Source organism: Pseudomonas sp. RA_35y_Pfl2_P32, assembly GCF_963970735.1.
Taxonomy (GTDB): domain Bacteria; phylum Pseudomonadota; class Gammaproteobacteria; order Pseudomonadales; family Pseudomonadaceae; genus Aquipseudomonas.
The window spans coordinates 1-845 of sequence record NZ_CAXAQF010000075.1 but is presented as its reverse complement, the minus strand read 5'-3'; the positions used below and the strand labels follow the sequence as shown (position 1 = coordinate 845).

Sequence of the window (845 nt, the reverse complement as noted above, 5' to 3'; positions counted from 1 at the left end):
CTACGCGTGACCTTGCCGACCACGGTACCGCATTCATAGACCGGGTTTCCCCGTGCGGCGCTGCCATGCCGCTCGATGATGGTCGCGGCGGAACCATACCCGCTCTGGAGCGAGGCCGCGATATGCTGGAGACCATCCCATCCGCTGCGTGCCGTGCGGCCGAGCGGTACACGCTCGACGATCGGCTCAAGCCGGGCGGGCACAGCAACACCGCGCGGCAGGTAGAGCTTGCGCCCTGAAAAGCCCGCAAGGCGGGGGCATAGGTCAAAGCCCAGAACCTTGGCCAATCCCATTGCGAAATGGGTGAAGCCGTGGGTGTCGACCGCCAGGCGCTGCAGCTCGGCGATCTGCTGCTGCAGCACACCTTCAAGTGCGACCCCGGCCTGGCGCTGGTTGAGCACGATAGCCTGATCGTAGATAATCGGCCACTGATCGAGAATATGCGAATAAGTGCCAATCGCCCTGGTGCCGCGACGCGGATCGGTGCCCGCGTTCCAGAGGTGCCGCGTGGCGTCCAGACTCATCATGTCCGCCGATGCCTGTTTACCTGTGCCCCATCGCCGTGCAACTGGGTGGGAGAGCATGTGGTTGACGACTGCGTCACTTGCGGCGCGCAGCTGCCCGCTTGCGATGATCTGGCGCATCACATGTTCGATCTGGTCATCGCTGACACCCGCAACCATCCGGCTAACGCTGGCCGCGCTCTGCATTGTGCCCAATCCCAGCAGGGCACAATAGACCTGTGTCAGCTCCGTCGTGCTGGCAGGCTGCCGCCCCAAGAGGATCCATGAGAAATGGGTAAGGGCATCGATCTCGATGAGAATATCGGGCAGTTGAACCGCGCC

1 protein-coding gene is annotated in these 845 nt (G+C 63.2%); it reads right to left on the bottom strand.

All coding sequences use genetic code 11. The features are described from left to right. Positions 1-845 (bottom strand): Tn3 family transposase (locus AACY45_RS27125; protein WP_339548504.1); only part of this gene is annotated, 845 nt, incomplete at both ends.